This is a genomic window from Streptomyces capillispiralis (assembly GCF_007829875.1).
GTDB classification, from domain to species: Bacteria; Actinomycetota; Actinomycetes; order Streptomycetales; family Streptomycetaceae; genus Streptomyces; species Streptomyces capillispiralis.
Genome location: NZ_VIWV01000001.1, coordinates 1,994,511 through 2,010,808 on the forward strand (window position 1 = coordinate 1,994,511; position 16,298 = coordinate 2,010,808).

At 68.1% G+C, this 16,298-nt stretch carries 16 protein-coding genes and 1 pseudogene; 4 read left to right on the forward strand and 13 right to left on the reverse strand.

Annotated elements, in window-relative coordinates; genetic code table 11:
- The first annotated feature begins 60 nt into the window (after window positions 1–60).
- Window positions 61–324: a hypothetical protein gene (locus FHX78_RS07990; RefSeq protein ID WP_145866756.1), complete on the forward strand. Its 264-nt coding sequence runs from the start codon at window positions 61–63 to the stop codon at window positions 322–324.
- A 122-nt stretch (window positions 325–446) separates the two neighbouring features.
- Here FHX78_RS07990 and FHX78_RS07995 read toward each other — a convergent pair whose 3' ends face one another.
- From FHX78_RS07995 to FHX78_RS08035, 8 genes and pseudogenes are all read right to left on the reverse strand, one after another.
- On the reverse strand, window positions 447–1,274 hold the full coding sequence (locus FHX78_RS07995) for a Shedu anti-phage system protein SduA domain-containing protein (RefSeq protein WP_229924161.1): 828 nt from the start codon (window positions 1,272–1,274) through the stop codon (window positions 447–449).
- Window positions 1,271–1,555, reverse strand: a complete 285-nt coding sequence (locus FHX78_RS08000) for a recombinase family protein (protein WP_229924168.1) — start codon at window positions 1,553–1,555, stop codon at window positions 1,271–1,273. The genes FHX78_RS07995 and FHX78_RS08000 overlap by 4 nt, the downstream gene beginning before the upstream one ends.
- A gap of 719 nt (window positions 1,556–2,274) precedes the next feature.
- Window positions 2,275–2,673 (reverse strand): hypothetical protein, encoded by a 399-nt coding sequence (locus FHX78_RS08010; RefSeq protein ID WP_145866758.1) that lies wholly within the window; start codon window positions 2,671–2,673, stop codon window positions 2,275–2,277.
- Window positions 2,670–3,401 (reverse strand): annotated as a pseudogene (locus FHX78_RS08015) (IS5 family transposase); the annotation flags it as partial. The pseudogene FHX78_RS08015 and the gene FHX78_RS08010, both read right to left, overlap by 4 nt.
- Window positions 3,402–3,606: 205 nt before the next feature.
- Window positions 3,607–4,107, reverse strand: a complete 501-nt coding sequence (locus FHX78_RS08020) for a Dps family protein (RefSeq protein ID WP_145866760.1) — start codon at window positions 4,105–4,107, stop codon at window positions 3,607–3,609.
- A 351-nt stretch (window positions 4,108–4,458) separates the two neighbouring features.
- The gene (locus FHX78_RS08025) at window positions 4,459–5,298 is read right to left on the reverse strand and encodes an alpha/beta fold hydrolase (RefSeq protein ID WP_145866761.1); all 840 of its coding nucleotides are present in this window, start codon (window positions 5,296–5,298) and stop codon (window positions 4,459–4,461) included.
- A gap of 232 nt (window positions 5,299–5,530) precedes the next feature.
- Complete coding sequence (locus FHX78_RS08030; protein WP_145866762.1) at window positions 5,531–6,097, reverse strand: TetR/AcrR family transcriptional regulator; 567 nt, start codon at window positions 6,095–6,097, stop codon at window positions 5,531–5,533.
- Window positions 6,097–6,564 (reverse strand): nuclear transport factor 2 family protein, encoded by a 468-nt coding sequence (locus tag FHX78_RS08035; RefSeq protein ID WP_167531713.1) that lies wholly within the window; start codon window positions 6,562–6,564, stop codon window positions 6,097–6,099. Before FHX78_RS08035 ends, FHX78_RS08030 begins: the two co-directional genes overlap by 1 nt.
- Before the next feature lie 628 nt (window positions 6,565–7,192).
- On the opposite strand from FHX78_RS08035, the gene FHX78_RS08040 reads away from it, so the two are divergent.
- Entirely contained in the window at window positions 7,193–7,624 is a 432-nt protein-coding gene (locus FHX78_RS08040; protein ID WP_145866764.1) for a helicase associated domain-containing protein, read from the forward strand.
- On the opposite strand, the gene FHX78_RS08045 is transcribed toward FHX78_RS08040, so the two are convergent.
- The 5 genes from FHX78_RS08045 to FHX78_RS08060 all read right to left on the reverse strand — a co-directional run bounded on the left by FHX78_RS08045 (window position 7,621) and on the right by FHX78_RS08060 (window position 14,626).
- Window positions 7,621–9,054: a type I restriction enzyme subunit R domain-containing protein gene (locus tag FHX78_RS08045; RefSeq protein WP_229924160.1), complete on the reverse strand. Its 1,434-nt coding sequence runs from the start codon at window positions 9,052–9,054 to the stop codon at window positions 7,621–7,623. The genes FHX78_RS08040 and FHX78_RS08045 overlap by 4 nt on opposite strands.
- Window positions 9,055–9,062: 8 nt before the next feature.
- Complete coding sequence (locus FHX78_RS37370) at window positions 9,063–9,572, reverse strand: hypothetical protein (RefSeq protein ID WP_229924159.1); 510 nt, start codon at window positions 9,570–9,572, stop codon at window positions 9,063–9,065.
- Window positions 9,573–9,967: 395 nt separating this feature from the next.
- Window positions 9,968–11,296, reverse strand: a complete 1,329-nt coding sequence (locus FHX78_RS08050) for a class I SAM-dependent RNA methyltransferase (protein ID WP_145866765.1) — start codon at window positions 11,294–11,296, stop codon at window positions 9,968–9,970.
- Window positions 11,297–11,364: 68 nt separating this feature from the next.
- Entirely contained in the window at window positions 11,365–13,410 is a 2,046-nt protein-coding gene (locus tag FHX78_RS08055; protein WP_145866766.1) for an APC family permease, read from the reverse strand.
- A gap of 289 nt (window positions 13,411–13,699) precedes the next feature.
- Complete coding sequence (locus tag FHX78_RS08060) at window positions 13,700–14,626, reverse strand: adenosine kinase (protein WP_145866767.1); 927 nt, start codon at window positions 14,624–14,626, stop codon at window positions 13,700–13,702.
- A gap of 237 nt (window positions 14,627–14,863) precedes the next feature.
- On the opposite strand from FHX78_RS08060, the gene FHX78_RS08065 reads away from it, so the two are divergent.
- Together FHX78_RS08065 and FHX78_RS08070 are read left to right on the forward strand one after the other, a co-directional pair.
- A complete protein-coding gene (locus FHX78_RS08065; protein ID WP_145866768.1) occupies window positions 14,864–15,535 on the forward strand; it encodes a potassium channel family protein in 672 nt (223 codons plus the stop codon).
- Window positions 15,535–16,212 carry a potassium channel family protein gene (locus FHX78_RS08070; RefSeq protein WP_145866769.1) on the forward strand — a complete coding sequence of 226 codons (678 nt, stop codon included), beginning with the start codon at window positions 15,535–15,537 and terminating at the stop codon, window positions 16,210–16,212. Before FHX78_RS08065 ends, FHX78_RS08070 begins: the two co-directional genes overlap by 1 nt.
- Window positions 16,213–16,298 lie beyond the last annotated feature (86 nt).

Consider the following 16,298-nt stretch of genomic DNA (forward strand, 5'->3'; position numbering starts at 1 on the left):
CCTCCGACGCCGCTTACGCCCTGACCCGGATCGGACCGCTCCCGGCTACGGTAGACGCCCATGAACGCCTACGAGCAGGCCGTGCAACGCGCTCTCGCCATTACCGGCCACACCCACCTCACCGCCCGTCAGCTCGCCGCGCTCCTTGACCGCGTCGAGGAAGCCATCCCGCACGCACAACACCTCCAACGCCTCCACCCCGGACATGCCACCACCCGCAACCGCCTGCACGCCGCTGGCATGACCTGCGCACAGATTGGCCTCCACGACGACGGCGACCCGGAGTTCCTCGACGCGCTGCTGCAGGAACTCGCCCACGCATAAAGCCCGACAGCAGCCCACCTGGCTCGGGAGTACCGGGCCAGGGCGGGGAGCGTTGCGGTGCAGGGTCGTGCGCGCCAGCGCGGTGATGGTCGTTTTCTCCGCTGGGCCCCGCCAGGCGCTCTCTACCAGTCGCGGTCGAGGTCTCCAGTTTCTGTGTCGAGCAAACCTGGGAGCGTTGAGTCGGCACCGAGGCCGGCCCGCAAGAGCCAGTCGTACGTCCGGATTTCAATCCGGTCGTTCACGGAATGGCGATCCCGGATCTCGCGGGCGCTGTCCGTCACGTCCTCCCGACCCATGATGATGAGCCCGCGTGCATCCACGGTGATGCCCGGGAGCAAAGCCCGGGCAGACAGGAGGTTGACCTTCAGCCACTCGCGCCAGTCCTGGATCTGGTCGATGGCATGGCGCAGCGTGGGCGAGGCACGCTGGTTTCCAGGGTTGGTGAGCCGCTCGGTGGGGCTTTCCAGTTCGACGAGGTGCCAGCGAAGGCCAGCCGAGGTCCGACTGGCGATGAGGAAGTCCGAGACGTACCTGTCGCCCAGACGAACCTGCGGGCGGACCCAGATTCCGTGGTGGCCGGCGATCACGTTGGCCAGGAGGGCTGGGTGGTTCTCCAGGACGACCTGCATGGGCCGTTCCTCGGTGGCGTTGTCCATCGCCTCGTGGAGGGCTCGGCAGTCCACCATTGACGGGCGCCGAGGCACCTTCCATCTGTCGAGCAGGGCCAGCTCGCGGTTGGTAACGCGCTCAGGGTGCCGGTCCTCGGCAGTGGCTTCTTCGCGTGCCTTGGCGAGCAGATCGCCGTGGTCGGCGTCGCCCGGCTTCGTCAGGTGCTTGACGGTATGGGGCCACGCGCGGCGTCCGAGACCACCGCGGAAGTTCAACCGACCGCTCAGGCTGATCGAGCTGATCTGCCCGTATCGATCCTCATCGGGCTTTCTTCTCTTCACGGTAACGGCGATATCGCCCACCTCGGGGCGCAGCCGACGAGGGTGTCCCCGGGCTCCAGGAAGGCGTGGCACGCCTTCAGCTCCGGCCGGGCGTCGTTCTTGCCCGACTTCTTCTCCTTGATGATTCGCCGACACCGCGCGAGGGTGAGCGCGTCTACCTGCCGGTCTAGCTTCTGCCCACCGGTCGACACCCGCGCGTAGCCGATGCGGATCTCACTCGGCCGCGCGGGGAAGGCGGCCAGGAGGTCGTCGTCGGCGTCGAACATGTCGGTCAGGGTCATCGTCACGTACGGCAGTGTGGCGTCAACTAACCATCATTTTCTGAGGAACGGCCCGGAACCCCCCGTAGGAGGCCGAGAGCCTTCGATAACTCCCTCAACCCCCTTAACACCCCTCCGACACCCTTTGCTGAGGAAATCCGGGCCCTTAGAGGGCGTTTTGAGAGTGTTTGGTAGGCGGCAGTGAGGGCTTGATCGTGGCGAACACTTGTCGGTTGTCGGCGACCGCTCCCACGACGCTGTACGGGGCAGTGCTGCGCGATACTCGTCCTGTGGAGTGGTTCGAACAAGTCCAGGCTGCGGAACAACGCCGAGATTGGGACGCGGCCATCGCGTTGGTGAGTGCCCACGCCGAGTGCTACTCGACCGATCCGTCCAGGCACGACAGTCATCTGTGGCACATGGATTTGCTTGCCCGTGCAGCACGGCTCTCTGAACTCGCAGAGCGCGCTCTCACGGATGTTCACGCACGTCGGAGACTCAACAGAGCGCTTCGCGAGCGGGGGATGGAGGCTGCCCTGCGCGACCGAGCCGAGGCCGGTGATCATGGTGCCCTGTACGCCCTTGTTCGACTGATGTGTGAGACGGGTCGGACCCAAGAGGCCCATCGAGCGGTCCACGACCTCGGCCCGGACAATCAGTACGCACACCAGATCGTGGCTCACTTTCGATCACCATCGAACGGTGCACAGTAGCGGTTTCTGATTGTGGTACTCGGTCGGCTACTGCTTCCTGGCGAAGCTGCCAGTGTCGATCTCGGTGAGGATGTCGAGCTTGACGAGGCGTTTGAGCTTGGCGCGGGTGCCTTCGATGTTCTTCGGCAGGAGTTCGTGGTCGAGGGCTTGGCAGACGTCGCGGGCCCTCAGCGGGCTGGTGGCCTCGTTGAAGACGGCGAGGATGCGAGGGTAGTCCGGGTGCTCGGGCAGGGCCGGCGCGACGGCCGGGAGCCGGTCGGCGAGGCCGGTGACGGTCCTGCGGGTGATTGCGAGGTGATCCAGGTGGGTCTCGGCCTCCCGCAACTGGGTCCGCAGGTCGTCGATCTGTGCGCGGAGGTCGTCGGCCAGGGCCCGGGCGGCGTCTTCCTGGATGTCCAGTGCCCCCAGGAGAGGCTGGATGTTCACGCGGCCACCGCCTGCGTGTCGCGCCAGGTGGGGGCGTTCGCGCCGGTGAGGCGCCGGATCATGACGTGGGTCATCGCCCAGTAGACGCGGGAGGCGGAGGAGGAAGGGCGGTGCTCGTAGTCGCGGACCAGGCGCCGGTGCAGTATCAGGATCCCGTAGGTCTGCTCGACCCTCCACCGCTTCGGCTGCGGCACGAACCCCTTGACCTGCGGGTTGCGTTGGACGATCCCGACATCGATCCCCAGGCCAGCGCCGTGCATGATCACCTGGTTCTTGAAGCCCTGGTCGACCAGTGCCTTGCGGACGGTTGCGCCGGCGTGCTCGGCAACCTGGTCCAGCAGGACGATGCCCGCGGCGTTGTCGTGCGTGTTCGCAGCGAGAACGACGACCGCGATGACCAGACCGAGGACGTCCACGGCCAGGCCCCGCTTGCGGCCGGGCACCCGCTTGGCCGGATCGTGGCCGCTCGTGGCGGCGGGGACCCCGGCGGCCACGTGGACACTCTGGGTGTCCAGGACCACCAGGGTCGGGTCCTCTAATCGCCGGGCCCTCTCCCGGACCTGGCAGCGCAGGAGTTCATGAATGACCTGGTCGGTCCCGTCGTCCCGCCAGGCGGCGAAGTAGTAGTACGTCGCACTCTTCTGCGGCAGATCGTGCGGGAGATAGGCCCACTGACAGCCGGTCCTGCCCTGGTACAGGATCGCGTTCACAATCTCCCGCATGCCGTAGGCAGAGTCCGCCCCGCCGCCACACCATCAGGCGACAGCAGATCCACTCAAAGACTCACGAACCGCCTGCTAAGACTCAAGGTGACATTCCGTGATAACCGAGCAGGACTGGTCGCTGGCGGGTTCAGATTCAGAGGTTAAGTCTGTCGACACCGAAGGCGCGGGGTTCCTGTGGCCGGCGTCCTGGGTTGACGAGTCGCTTCGTCTACAACCTTGCTCCGGCTTCGGGATGACCAGCGCTCGCCTGCACGGCAGTGCTCGGCGCGCGGTTCTCGGCGGAGACCATCCATGCGAGCTGCTCGAGGCGCCCGATGAAGCCGTGGAGGAGGTCGGCGGTCGTCGGGTCTTCCTCGTCGACCTCGTCGTGGACGTCGCGAATGGTTCCGATGGCCTGGTAGAGGCGCAGGGTCACCTGGTCGATGGCGTCGTGGGTCGTGATCTCGCCCTCGGGGAACTGGTCGAGGTGGCTGGTGGCGGCGACCGTGGAGGACCGCCCGTCCGGGACTGCGTAGAGCGCGCGCATGCGCTCGGCGGTGTCATCGGCGAACCCACGAGCGGCGTCAACAATCTCGTCGAGCTGCAGGTGGAGGTCGCGGAAGTTGGCCCCGAGGATGTTCCAGTGGGCCTGCTTGCCCAGCAGGCACAGGTCGATGAGGTCCACCAGGACGGCCTGGAGGTTCTTCGTGAGGGTGGGCGATGCGTGCACGAGTGGTGTTCCTTTCAAGGATGTGAGCCCAGGGGAGCAGTGAGAAGCGTGGGACGGTTCGGTCGCGGAGCCGCCCAGGTGTGGGAATCGGAAGCGCGCGAGCCCGACCGGAGGCCACGCGTGTAGTTGAGGCGCTGTCCAATAGGGGATCGGCCACCGGACGCTGTTGTGCGCCGGCGGGTTAGAGCGGGGGACGCTGCTGATCCTGCATCCGATCCGAGGATGCCGACTTCTCGCGAACGCGTGGCCTCCACGCGGTCCGTAAGGGGGGGGGCGACGGCTGAGCCGAGACGTTCACGATCATCGGGCGCTTGGCGGGTGATGATCGTGAACGTCTCGGCTCAAGTACAGTCAGGGCTGCTGGACGAACGCGAGGATGTCAGGGTTGATGTCGCTGGCATTCACGGTGAGCATTCCGTGCGACAGACCCTCGTAGATCTTCAAGGTCGCATCCTGCAGGAGCTCCGCCTGCTTGACGGCGGCTTCCCGGTACGGGACGACCTGGTCGTCGTCGCCCTGCAGGACGAGCACCGGCACGGTGATGGCCTTGAGGTCTGCAGTCTGGTCGGTTTCCGAGAACGCCTTGATGCCCTCGTAGTGGGCAAGGGCGCTTCCGGTCATCCCCTGGCGCCACCAGTTGTCCACGACCTGCTGCGAAAGCGGGACGCCGTCACGGTTGAACCCGTAGAAGGGACCGGAGGCCACCGCGTGGAAGAACTCCGCCCGGTTGGCCGAGAGAGCGTCGCGGAAGCCGTCGAAGACCGAGACGGGAACACCGTCGGGGTGCTCGGCGGTCTGCACCATCAGCGGGGGCACCGCCGCGACGAGTACCGCCTTCGCGACGCGGCCCTGGGGCTGGCCGAACTTGGCCACGTACCGCGCGACCTGTCCACCACCGGTGGAGTGTCCGACGTGCACAACGTTGCGCAGATCCAGGTGCTGCACGACGGCGTCGACGTCGCTGGCGTAGTGGTCCATGTCGTGACCGGAGCCGATGTCGGAGGAACGCCCGTGTCCGCGACGGTCGCTGGCGATCACGCGGTAGCCGTTGGTGAGGAAGTACAGCATCTGCGCGTCCCAGTCATCCGAGGACAGCGGCCAACCGTGGTGGAACATGATGGGCTGGGCATCGCGCGGGCCCCAGTCCTTGTAGAAGATCTCGGTGCCATCTTGCGTGGTGACGAACGGCATGTCTTACTCCTCGTCTGTGCCGCCGGGATTCGGCGGCACGCATGGCGTCTCGACGGCTTCGCCGCGACGGTGAGCTGCGCCGGTAGGACGGCAGCAGCGAGGTGTGCCAGCCGGGGGCGCCGGCCGGTCGGAGGTAGAGGCCGCATGCGGCTGAGCGATCACGCATGCGGGCACTGTGAAGTGGGGGCGGACCGGACCGGTCGCCAGACTGACGCCGGTCTGGGGTGTCCGCTCAGCGAGTGGCACCGAGCAGGTGCTGCTCGGTGCGGGCGACGATTCCGAGGAACGTCACGTCGTCGCCGTATGCACGGGCCAAGATCAGCCCGCCCTGTATTGCCGCGACTGCGTCCAGCGCGCGGTCTGCCGCTTCCTGAGGTGGGAGACCGCCGGTGCGCAGCACTCCCGCCAGGGCGTCGACCCAGTCGGTGAAGTAGGTCCGCACCGCGTCGGCGAACGTGTCCTGTTCTTCACCCAAGGTCATCGCGGCGAACAGGCACACGCGATTGCGCGAGGTGAAGTACTCCGCCACCTCCTGAGACATTGCTTCGATCGCCTCGGCGGCGTCGTTGGCAGTGCGCAGGGGGGTGAAGATCCGTTCCTCGAACCACTCGCTTACCTGCTCGAGGACGGCAGCGGCCATGTCGGTCTTCCCTCGTGGGAAGAAGTGGTACAGGCTGCCGCGGCCGACGCCAGTCTCCTGCTGAATGACCGACAGGGAGCCGCCTTCAAAACCTCGCTTGCGGAAGACGCCGGCGAGGGCGTGGACGACGTCCGAGCGGTCGAGGACGGTTCGTGCCATTACAGTCCGAGCTCGCTCAGGCCGGGGTGGTCCGCCGGGCGGGGGCCGGATGCGTCCCAGAAGAACTTGCGCTCGGACTCATCGATGGCGACGTCGTTGATACTCGCGTGGCGGTGGGTCATCAGGCCGTCCTTGTCGAAGTGCCAGTTCTCGTTGCCGTAGGCGCGGAACCACTGGCCGGCAGCGTCATGGTACTCGTAGGCGAAGCGCACGGCGATCACGTCGCCGGTGTACGCCCACAGTTCCTTGATGAGGCGGTAGTCGAGTTCCCGGTCCCACTTGTCGGCGAGGAAGTCGACGATGGCGGGGCGGCCCTGCACGAAGGTCGAGCGGTTACGCCACCAGCTGTCCTCGCTGTACGCGAGGGAGATGCGCTCGGGGTCACGGGTGTTCCACGCGTCTTCGGCGGCGCGGACCTTCTGGATCGCGGTGGCCTCAGTGAACGGGGGAAGGGGAGGACGAGACATCACGGCGCCTTTCGAGCAAGGTGTGTACTGATCGGTTCAACGTGTACTGATCGGTTCGGTGTGTACCTAACAGTACAGTCGGCTGGTGGGGGCGTCAACACCGGATTCCGCAGATGCGTGAATCTCGCCCCGCGCTCGAGGTCGCTACCGCTGCCCGCGCCGAGAGTTCCGCCCACCTGTAGGGTGTCAAGGCCGTGTTCGGGCAGGTCAAAGCCCGCGAAGACGGTGAAGCGACCTCGACGAGAGGGCCGTGAACCACGGTGGCGTAGCTGTCACTCGACGCGGTGCGTGCACGCGGCGTCGGCCCTTCGGCGGGCCCGCCCCACACCAAGGTCCGTAGCGGTGCGATCCTGATGCAGTCGGCTCCGATCGGCCGCCCCACGCCTGTGGGGGTGATTCCCGTGCGAGCTCCGCCGGATCGCGAGAGCTGGAATCGGCCCCACACGTGTGGGGTACTGACTCATCAAGCCCCGAACACGCAGCTCAGACGCCCTGCCCTTGGGGGCTTCTCGCAGCGCGCAGGAGGTTCTCACTCGAAGTCGCCTCGAGTTCTCACTCCGTGTTCCGTCCTAGGCACCACCACGTCGCAGACGCCCGAGGACTGGTCCCCGGCCGGGTTCCCGCTTGGGTGTGGCTCACCCATCAGCGGCGCTCGTACAAGGCTGGCCGGCTCGATGCGCAGCGGGTCGCGGAGTCGGACGGACTGGGCATGGTGTGGGCACCGCGCGAGGACGCGTTCGCCGACGGCCTCGCCGCCGCGAAAGCCTGGGCCGGGGCGCACGGGCATTTCCTGCCGCCCACCACCGCGGTGCGGCACGAGTACCCGGTGGGGAAGTGGGCCAAGAACATGCGGGACGCGGCCCGGCTCGCCGACCGCATTGCCGCGCGCCGGAAAGTGGGGGAGCCGGTCGGGTCGGAGGCCGGCGCCCTCACCGACGAGCGGCGCCGACAGCTCGACGACATCGACCCTGGGTGGTGCCCGGCCTGGGACAACCTCCACCAGCAGCCCTGCCCCCGCCTCAGCCAGAAAAGGGACATCACCTTACGAACCGCCCACTAAGAATCCACCTGCTGATCGACCGCTGCTTCGTAGAAGGCATCCGCGAGGGCGACGATGATCGAGTTGATAGCCGGCCCGTCCGTGAAGAAGTAGTCAGCTATCGTGTTGTGGGCGTCCTGGTTGTCTGCAACTGCCTCAGTGACGGCTGCTTGGAAGTCTTGTGACTCCAGAAACTGCTTCTTGGAGTTCACCTTGGTCTGCTTGATCAGGTTCGGGTCGGCGAGCAACCGCTGGACGAGGCCCTGCACGAACTCCCTGATCTGGTACTCGGCGAACGACTCGGCGCCGAAGAGGTCGTTCATCTTGTCTATGACGACCTGGAGCGCGACGTACTTCGGTTCCTTCTTCGTTCCCGTGCCGGCGGCGCTGATGCCCTTCAGCTGCCCGTCACCCACGAGCGAGATGTCGACCGGGATCGCCTTGTTGTGTTTGACCCCGACCAGCACGACGTCGGAGAGGTCGACGTCGGCCGCCCACGCGGACTCGGCGATGACCTTCTCCAGCAGGTGCAGGAAGATCGAGAGCATCTCCATGTAGGGGTCGCCGTAGTCGACGATCTGGGACATGAAGTCAAAGAGGCGTACGTAGGTGGAGACGTCCTTCCGGAACAGGTCGAGCGCCTGGAGCGTGACCTTGTCCTCTTCCTCGATCGCCCTCGCGTAGCGGCGCCGGAAGTCGTGCTGCGCCGGGCTGATCGCCGCCGAGAGGGCGTTGTTGCCCTTCCTGGTCACCCACAGTTCGGCGACCTTGCGGACGTCGTCCTCGGTGTGGATTCCGGCCTGGGCGAGCTTGTTCGCCAGGTGGACGACGACGTACGGGTCGGTCTCGGTCTCCAGGGTCGCGTTCTTGAAGTACGGCTCGAAGGCCGCCTTGATGTCCTCGGGCTTGTTGGCGAAATCGATGACGAACGTCTTGCGCTTCTGCTCCCCACCCGCGGTGCGGTGGGTGCCGTTGAGCCACGAGAACGTCTGCACCGCGGCGACCCCCGACAGCTTTTTGTCGACGTACATCGCTGAGAGTAAGGGCTGGTCGAAGCCGGTCTGGAACTTGTTGGCGACCAGCATGATCTTGTACGTATCACCGTTGAATGCGGCCGCCATATCAGCCCCGGCACCGGGGTTCATGTTGGCCTCGGTGAACTCGTCATCCTTCGACGGCTGCGGGCCCCAGTCGCTGTGCCACGTCTCGTCCTCGGCCATCGTTACCCCGGCGGAGAAGGCGACCAGGGTGCGGTAGTTGTACGAGGCGTCCTCGGCGCTGCGCCTGGCGATGTAGGCGTCGATGGCCAGCTTGTACTTCACCGCGGACTTGCGTGAGTCGGTCACCACCATCGCCTTCGCCTTGCCTTCGAGGAGGTAGGCGACGTTGGCGTGGAAGTGCTCGACGATGATCTGTACCTTCTGGCTGATGTTCGTTGGGTGGAGCTGCACCCAACGCATCAGCCCCTTGCGGGCAGCGGCCTCCTCGACATCTCCCCCCCGTCACCGCTCTCGGCCCTGCCGGCGATCTTCAACGCGGTGTCGTAGGACTGATAGCCCTTGAGCACGTCGAGGATGTAGCCCTCCTCGATCGCCTGCTTCATCGAGTACAGGTGGAACTCGCGCGGCTTCCTGTCGACGCCCTTGCGGCCGAACAGTTCGAGGGTCTTGTTCTTCGGCGTCGCGGTGAAGGCGAAGTAAGAGATGTTCTCCGACTCGGCCCACTCGGTCATCTCCGATGCCAGCACCGACTCCACATCGACCTCACCGCCCTCATCGATCTCCTTCACCTCCTCGGCGGTCAGCACCTGCTTCAGCTTCGAGGAGATCTGACCCGACTGGGAGGAGTGCGCCTCATCGGCGATGACGGCGAACCGCTTGCCCTTCAGGCCGGCGTCGGTCCGTATTTCGTCCAGCGCATGCGGGAAGGTCTGCACCGTCACTGCGATGATCAGCTCACCGTTCTTCAACGCCTGCGCCAGCAGACCCGACTTCGACTTCGCGCCGGCCTTGCGGACGTCCTCGGGGCTGATAGTTGCTGCCGGAGCTTCCCTAGGCGTTGGAAGGTGGCAAAACGAACCAGGCTCGGCGGACTTCCACTACTGCGAGATGAAGATGCGCCGGCACTGCACCGAAGCACCTCTGGGCAAGCAACTGCTCCTGAGCGTGCCCTGGACAGAGTCCGGATAGGAGCTGCGGGCCGTTCGTGCCCTCATCTCCCGCAGGAGGACTCCGGCCCACCGTCACCGCAGGAAATACCAACTGACTCACCATCAGAACGAGCGTCAAATGAGCGTCATTTCAGCGTCAAGATATCGCCCGTAACGCCCACACCGCACATAATACGCACGAGCAAAACCGCAGGTCAGGAGCCCTTCGCGGTGGGTTCGAGGATGGCGACACACTCCACGTGATGCGTCATCGGGAACAGATCGAACACCCGCAGCGTCCGCACCCGGTACCCACCGTCCCGGAAGTACCCCAGGTCCCGGGCCAGCGCGGCCGGGTCGCAGGCCACGTACGCGATCCTGCGGGCGCCCAGGGACGACAGGTGCTCCACGGTCTTCCGGCCGGCGCCGGCCCGCGGGGGGTCGAGGACGATGAGGTCGACCTCGTCGATGCCCGTGCGGGGCAGGACGGACTCGACCTTGCCCTGTTCGATGCGGACCCGGGGGAAGTCGGTGAGGTTGTGCCGGGCGTCCTCGACGGCCCGCTTGCCGGACTCGATGCCGAGGACCGCGCCCGCCTCGCCGACCCGGTCGGCCAGGGCGCCCGCGAACAGGCCGACGCCGCAGTACAGGTCGAGCGCCATGTCGCCCTTGCGGGGCAGCAGGCCCTGCATGACCGCGGTGACCAGGGTGTCGGCGGCCTTCGGGTGGACCTGCCAGAAGCCTCCGCTGCCGACCCGGTGGGTGCGGCCGTCGGCGCGTTCGCGGACGAAGGGGCGGCCGTGGACGCGGTGGACCTGGCCGGAGCGTTCGTCGACGCGCATGACGGAGACCGGGCGGTCGAGTTCGACCAAGGGCAGGCGGGAGCCCGGCTTCGGGGTGAGGATGACCTGGCGGTCCTGGGAGCCGGTCGCGGCGATCGCCTCGACGGAGTCCATGCCCGTCCAGTCCCGCTTCTCGATGCCCAGCTCGCTGACGCCCTCGGCGGCGATCATGCAGTGGTCGATCGGCTCGACCTCGTGCGAGCGGTGCCGGCGCAGTCCGGCGCGGCCGTCGGCGGTGACGGCGTACTGCACGCGCGTGCGCCAGGCCGGGACCTGGCCCGCGGGGACCTTGTCGCCCTCGGCGGGCATGACGGTGCCGTCCCAGCCGACGTCCTCGGGCGCGAGTCCGGCCAGGCGCCGCAGCTGCTCGGCGACGACCTCGCCCTTGAGGCGCCGCTGGGCGCCCGGCTTGGCGTGCTGCCAGTCGCAGCCGCCGCAGCGGCCGGGGCCGGCGAAGGGGCAGGGGGCGTCGATGCGGTCCTTGGAGGCGTCCAGGACGGTGACCGCGTCGGCCCGCAGGAAGCGGGCGCCCTCCTCGCCCTCGGTCACCCGGGCGACGACCCGCTCACCGGGCAGCGCGTGCCGGACGAACAGCACCTGCCCCTCGGACGTACGGGCGATGCAGTGACCGCCGTGGGCGACGGGGCCGACCTCGACCTCGTACTCCTCCCCCACCAGCGATTTCCTCGGTTCTGCCTGCATGGCGGGGTGACTCCACAACATCGGGGGCGGGTGGGCGGCGCGATGGCCCGTGACAACAGCCCACCAGTCTACGTGTGTGTGGAGGAGTCCTTCGTCCGCTCCGCCGGGCCGCGACGCACCGAACCGGGCGCGGTCCACTCCTGCCGCTTGCGGGCCCGCTTCTTGGCCACCTCGGACGACTGGAGCTGGTACGGGACCGAGGTCACCATGACGCCCGGCGTGAACAGCAGCCGGCCCTTGAGGCGCAGGGCGCTCTGGTTGTGCAGCAGGTGCTCGTACCAGTGGCCGACGACGTACTCGGGGATGATCACGGAGACCACGTCGCGCGGCGACTCGTTGCGCAGGCTCTTGACGTACTCGATGACCGGGCGGGTGACCTCCCGGTACGGCGAGTCGAGCACCTTCAGGGGTACGTCGATGCCGCGCCGTTCCCATTCGGCGCGCAGTGCCTTGGTCTCGGCCGGGTCCACGTTGACGCTGAGCGCCTCCAGGGTGTCGGAGCGCATCAGCTTGGCGTAGCCGAGCGCGCGCAGCGTGGGGCGGTGGATCTTGGAGATCAGGACGACGGAGTGGACCCGGGAGGGCCGCACGCTGTCGTCGCTGGGGGCCTCCGGTGCCGCGATCTCCTCGGCGACGCGGTCGTAGTGCTTACGGATGGCGGTCATCGTGGCGTAGAAGATGGCCATGCCGAGCAGCGCGACCCAGGCGCCGTGGGTGAACTTGGTGACGAGCACGACGACCAGCACCATGCCGGTGAAGAAGGCGCCGAAGGTGTTGATGGCCCGCGAGCGGATCATGTGGCGGCGCTTGGCCGGCTCCTTCTCGGTGGTCAGCAGGCGGTTCCAGTGCCGCACCATGCCGATCTGGCTGAGCGTGAAGGAGACGAACACGCCGACGATGTAGAGCTGGATCAGCCGGGTGGAGTCGGCGCCGTAGATCCACACCAGCAGTCCGGCGGCGCCGGCGAGCAGCACGATGCCGTTGGAGAAGGCGAGGCGGTCGCCGCGGGTGTGGAGCTGGCGGGGCAGGTAGCGGTCCTGGGCGAGGATCGAGCCGAGCAGCGGGAAGCCGTTGTAGGCGGTGTTGGCGGCGAGGAACAGCACCAGCGCGGTGGCGGCGGCGAGGATCATGAACAGGACGCTGCCATGGCCGAAGACGGCCTCGGCGACCTGGGAGATCACCGGGTCCTGGACGTAGTCCGGGCCGAGCGGGGCGCCGTTGTGGATCAGATCCTTGGCCGGGTTCTCGGCCATGCGGACGTCGGTGGCCATGGCCAGGCCGATGATGCCGCAGAACATGGTGACGGCGAACAGGCCCATCATGGCGAGCGTGGTCGCCGCGTTGCGCGACTTGGGCTTGCGGAAGGCCGGTACGCCGTTGGAGATCGCCTCGACGCCGGTCAGCGCGGCGCAGCCGGAGGAGAAGGCGCGCAGGAGCAGGAAGACCAGGGCGAAACCGGCCAGCCCCGGGTGTTCGGGCTTGATCTCGAAGTCCGCGGTGGGCGCCCGCATGTCGTCGCCGAGCACGACCCCGCGGAACGCGCCCCACGCGATCATGGTGAAGACGCCGGCGACGAAGACGTAGGTGGGGATCGCGAAGAGCGTGCCCGACTCCTTGACCCCGCGCAGGTTCATCAGGGTCAGGAGCACGATCACGCCGATCGCGCAGGCGACCTTGTGCTCGACGACGAAGGGGACCGCGGAGCCCAGGTTCTCGATGCCGGAGGAGATCGACACGGCGACCGTCAGCACGTAGTCGACGAGCAGGGCGCTCGCGACGGTCAGGCCGGCCTTGGGGCCGAGGTTGGTGTTGGCCACCTCGTAGTCGCCGCCACCGCTGGGGTAGGCGTGCACGTTCTGCCGGTAGGAGGCGACCACAGTGAACATCAGCACCACGACCGCGGCGGCGATCCAGGGGCTGAAGTGGTACGCCGACAGGCCCGCGATGGACAGGACCAGCAGCACCTCACCGGGGGCGTACGCCACGGAGGACAGCGGGTCGGAGGCGAACACGGGCAGTGCGACGCGCTTCGGCAGGAGGGTTTCCCCCAGCCGGTCGCTGCGGAGTGCGCGCCCGATGAGAATGCGTTTGGGCACGTCGGTCAATTTGGACACAGCAGTGGATCGTAAGCCTTCCAGGGCGGGGCGGCCCAACCACCACCCCACTTCCATACGGCATCCATACGGCCTCGGCCCACCGGGTGAAATCACCGGGCGGCCGGGCTGCGGATTCCGCAGGTCGGGTCACTTCCATGGCTATATGACTGAGCCCCGTCCGTTTCCCGTGCCGTCGCCCGGCCGCAGCCGCTCCGTGGAGGTTCCATGCACGCGACCGCAGAACTGATCGGCGCGGCGGCGGCACTTCTCGGCCTCGGAATCCTCACCGCGGCGAGCGTGCGGAGCATCACGCGCCGTCGGCCGTCCCGGGGGCCCGCCCGGTGACTCCGGCGCGCAGGGCCTCCGGCCCGATCGCGGCCACCCGCGTCGACGGCACCGTGCAGGCGTGGGCGCCGGCCACGGCGCCGAGCCGGGCGCAGTGCACGGCCGGTTCGCCGCCGAGCCAGCCGTGGACGAAGGCGGCCGCGAAGGCGTCGCCCGCCCCGTTGGAGTCCACGACCGGTGCCGGGGGCTCGGCCGCGGGGACGTGGGTCAGTTCGCCGTCGGCGAGCAGGTACGCGCCCTCGGCGCCCGCGGTGGCGACGACGATCCGCGCCCTGCCCCGCGCGGTGATCCGGCGCATGGTGGCCTCCGGGTCCGGCAGGGCGGCGGCGGAGAGGAAGACGAGGTCCGCGGCGAGGGCGAAGGGCTCGTGGTAGGGGTTGGCGCCGTCCCAGTCGTGCAGGTCGGTCGAGATCGTCACCCCCGTCTCGCGCAGCACGGGCAGGGCCCGGTCGCAGGGCTGGGTGATGACGACGTGGGCGTGGCGGCTGGCGGCGGCGAGGCCGCGCACGGTCTCCTCGGGCAGCCGGTCCGTCTCGGCCCAGCGGGTCGCGTCGTACAGGGAGAGCCGCCGGCCGTCGGGGCCGACCAGGTTGACCGCGCGCTTGGTGCCGCACGGCTGGGGTACGGCGGTGAGGGCGATGCCGTGGTCGCGGTGCAGGGCGCGGACGAGGTCGCCCTCGTGGTCGTCGCCGATGAGGTCGAGGTGGTGGGTGCGCAGGCCGAGGGCGCTGGTGCCCAGGGCGAAGAAGTCGCCGCTCTGCCCCGCGCGGGTGACGATGCCCGGCCGGATCATGTGGCTGTCGGCGAGCGGCACGGGCAGTTCGGGCACGTGGACGATCGTGTCCACGCCCGCGCCGCCCAGGACGAGGACGTCGGTCTCGGCGGTCATCGTTGTTCCTCTCCCGGCCCGGGCCTCGGAGGTGTCCCGGTGATGCGGATACGTTGGAGTCCGGCACGCGCACACGGCGTCCGGGCCCCGGAGGGCGTCAGGACCGCGATCCCCCGGCATGATGTTGCCCTGCGGCCCGCCTTCGGGCCGCGATGTGTTGCCTGGCGAGCCGAGAGAGAGACATGAGCACGGAAGTCATGAAGGTCGAAGGGCCTGCAGGAAGCGCGGTGTGACGCGATGCATATTGTCATCATGGGCTGCGGAAGGGTTGGTTCCGCCCTGGCCCAGACCCTGGAGGAACAGGGGCACACGGTCGCCGTGATCGACCAGGACCCCACCGCCTTCCGCCGGCTGGGCTCCTCGTTCGGCGGCCGCCGGGTCACCGGGGTCGGCTTCGACCAGGACACACTGCGCGAGGCGGGCATCGAGGAGGCGGGCGCCTTCGCCGCCGTCTCCAGCGGCGACAACTCCAACATCATCGCCGCGCGGGTGGCCCGGGAGATGTTCGGCATCGAGAACGTCGCCGCCCGGATCTACGACCCCCGCCGCGCGGAGGTCTACCAGCGCCTCGGCATCCCCACGGTGGCGACCGTCCGCTGGACGGCCGACCAGATGCTGCGCCGGCTGCTCCCCTCGGGCGCGGAGCCGCTGTGGCGCGACCCCACCGGCGGGGTCCAGCTCGCCGAGGTGCACACCTCGACGGCCTGGGTGGGCCACCGGATCAGCAGGCTGCAGGACGAGACCGGGGTGCGCGTGGCCTTCCTCACCCGGCTCGGTGAGGCGATGCTGCCCAGCTCGCAGACCGTGTTGCAGGAGGGCGACCTGGTGCATGTGATGATGCGGACCGACGAGATCAACCGGGTCGAGGCGGCGTTCGCCAAGGGTCCCGAAGAGGAGGGCGGTCACTGATGAGGGTCGCCATTGCCGGAGCCGGCGCGGTCGGCCGCTCGATCGCGGGCGAACTGCTGGAGAACGGGCACGAGATCCTGCTCATCGACAAGGCGCCGACCGCCATCTCGGTCGAGCGCGTGCCGCAGGCCGAGTGGCTGCTGGCCGACGCCTGCGAGATCACGTCCCTGGACGAGGCGGCGCTCCAGCGCTGCAACGTCGTCATCGCCGCGACCGGCGACGACAAGGTCAACCTGGTCGTCTCGCTGCTCGCCAAGACCGAGTACGGCGTTCCGCGCGTCGTCGCCCGGGTGAACAACCCGAAGAACGAGTGGCTGTTCAACGAGTCCTGGGGTGTGGACGTCGCCGTCTCCACACCGCGGCTGATGTCGGCCCTGGTGGAGGAGGCGGTGAGCGTCGGCGACCTGGTCCGGCTGCTGCGCTTCAGCCACGGCGACGCCAACCTGGTCGAGCTGACCCTGCCGGAGGAGTCGGCGCTGGCCGGCACCCAGGTCGGGGACGTGGAGTGGCCGCAGGACACCTCGCTGGTGACCATCATCCGCGGCACGCGCGTACTGGCGCCGACCCGCGAGGACTCCCTGGAGGCCGGCGACGAACTGCTCTTCGTGGCCGCCCAGGCCCGCGAGGAACAACTGGAGGACCTGCTCTCGGTCCGCAAGGACGACCCGGCCCGCTAGCCGTGCGCAGAGGGGCGCCCGGAAACCCCGGGCGCCCCCTTCAGCCCGTCCGGCGTTCGAGGACGAGGCCGTTCAGGCCGAACCGG